The sequence below is a fragment of the Butyrivibrio sp. NC2007 genome (assembly GCF_000421405.1).
GTDB lineage: Bacteria > Bacillota > Clostridia > Lachnospirales > Lachnospiraceae > Butyrivibrio.
In genome coordinates, this window is the sequence record NZ_ATWY01000046.1 from 1 (window position 1) to 2,258 (window position 2,258).

2 protein-coding genes are annotated in these 2,258 nt (G+C 47.2%); both read left to right on the plus strand.

Annotated elements, in window-relative coordinates:
• Positions 1–145: 145 nt before the first annotated feature.
• Positions 146–559: an EamA family transporter gene (locus G632_RS0118235; RefSeq protein WP_022770954.1), complete on the plus strand. Its 414-nt coding sequence runs from the start codon at positions 146–148 to the stop codon at positions 557–559.
• 1 nt (position 560) lies between these two features.
• A complete protein-coding gene (locus G632_RS0118240) occupies positions 561–2,129 on the plus strand; it encodes an amidohydrolase (protein ID WP_022770955.1) in 1,569 nt (522 codons plus the stop codon).
• Positions 2,130–2,258 lie beyond the last annotated feature (129 nt).

The window sequence follows — 2,258 nt, forward strand, 5'->3', positions numbered from 1 at the left end:
TTTTGAGACACCGGGGACGTTTCAGTTTGACTCATTTTGAGACACCGGGGACGGTTCTCTTTGACTCCCTTATGGACGAGAATTGTGCTAACATGGATGTATGGGCGGATTGCCCTATGACCTGTGGTATGGAGGAGGCGTAGATATGTGGTTCTGGTTAGCACTGGGGTCGGCGATATTTGCTGCACTTACATCAATACTTGCGAAGATTGGAATTGAAGGGGTAGGATCAAATCTGGCTACGGCAATCCGCACCATGGTGGTGGTTGTCATGGCCTGGGGAATGGTCTTTATAACAAATCAGCAATCCGGCATACGATCAATTTCTCAAAAGAGCTGGATTTTCTTAATTCTATCGGGCCTGGCGACGGGAGCTTCCTGGCTGTGCTACTACAAGGCACTGCAGATGGGAGATGCTTCCAAGGTCGTGCCCATCGACAAACTTTCCGTTGTAATTACACTTGTTTTGGCATTCGTTTTTCTGCACGAGGATTTTACTGCAAAGTCAGCAATCGGATGCGTGCTAATAGGGGCAGGAACTCTGCTAATGGTGGTGTGATATGAAGGTATTTGAGGGGAACATTTTAACAGTTAACAGGAACAATGATGTCGCAAGGTTTCTGGTTGAAGATGGCGGCAGAATAGTATTTGTGGGAAAAGAGCTCCCGGAGAAATTCACTGATGTGGATAGAATTAACCTCGGAAATAAGGCCCTGATCCCGTCTTTTTGTGATACGCATCAGCATTTTGCTTCTTTTTCGCAGTTTCATGCAGGCCTCAATGTCATGGAATGCAGCACGAATAAAGAGATCCTTGAGGGAATAAGAGAGTTTAAGGGCAGATGCAAGGAGAAGATCATGATCGCCTTCGGCGCATCGCCGTATTCTGTTGAGGAAAAGAGACTTGTAAGCAGGGAAGAGATAGACTCTGTCTGCTCCGAAAAGCCCGTTTTCATGGTCAAATACGATGGTCATGCGTGCGTGGTCAACAGCGCACTTCTAAAACTAGTTGACAGTAAAGTCAAGAATCTGCGCGGCTATCATCCTGATACCGGAGAAATGAATCAGGAAGCCTTTTTCGCGGTTTCTGACTACATTACAAATTCTATTCAGATCCCAACACTTATTAAAAACATGCAGCGCGCGGTTGATTACCAGGCTTCAAAGGGTATAGGAATGATACATACCGTCAGCGGCGTTGGATTCCCGCTAAACATGGACATAACCATGGAAAAGCTGGTTGCAAAGGGCATACAGCATGGATTTCAGATAAGAGTCTTTCCGCAGTCACTTAACGTAAAGGTTGCGACCAGCAGAAATCTCCCAAGAATAGGAGGGTGCTTTGAGTGCGCTCTTGATGGATGCTTTGGCTCGCATGATGCGTCGATGAACGAGCCATATGTTGATGAAATTGGCGGAAATGGCGTTCTTTATTACTCGGATGAGAAGGTGACTGAGTTCTGCAAGGCTGCCAACAGAGCAGGCCTTCAGATTGAAATGCATGCGATTGGAGATAAGGCCTTTGATCAGGCTACAAGAGCGATAAAGGCAGCGCTTGACGACTTCCCAAGGGATGACCACAGACATGGCATTATCCATGATTGTCTCCCGACCAAGGAAGGCATTGCCATTTGCAAGGAGTATCACATTCAGCTGCCTATGCAGATAGCCTTCGATAACTGGAAACAGGAGCCACCGGAATATACTGAGAGCATTCTTGGCAAAGAGAGAAATTCCCGCCTTAACCCGGTTAGAACCTTCATGGAAGCCGGCTGCATAGTGTCCTTTGGCAGTGACGGCCCATGCACGGATCCGGACCCGATTGTCTGGCTGCACAAGGCTGTAAATCATAGCAATCCGTCGGAGGCAGTTTCCGTACAGGACGCCCTTCGTATGTGCACTTACAACGGTTATTACACAACCTTTGATGAGAAGGAGCGAGGCTCACTGGAAGAAGGCAAGATAGCTGATATGGTAATACTATCAGAGAATCCGTACTCTGTACCGGCGGATAAGCTGATTAACCTTAAGGTAGAAAAACTGTTTCTTGGCGGAAAAGAGTATAGACCACAGGCTGGATCTGTGGCAGGCACAGTTCTGAGCGGACTTTTTTCGAACAAGAAAGCCTGATTGCGTGAGTCACTGGGGACGTTTCAGTTTGTCTCATTTTGAGACAAACTGAAACGTCCCCGGTGACTCAAAATGAGACAAACTGAAACGTCCCCGGTGACTCAAAATGAGACAAACTGAAACGTCCCC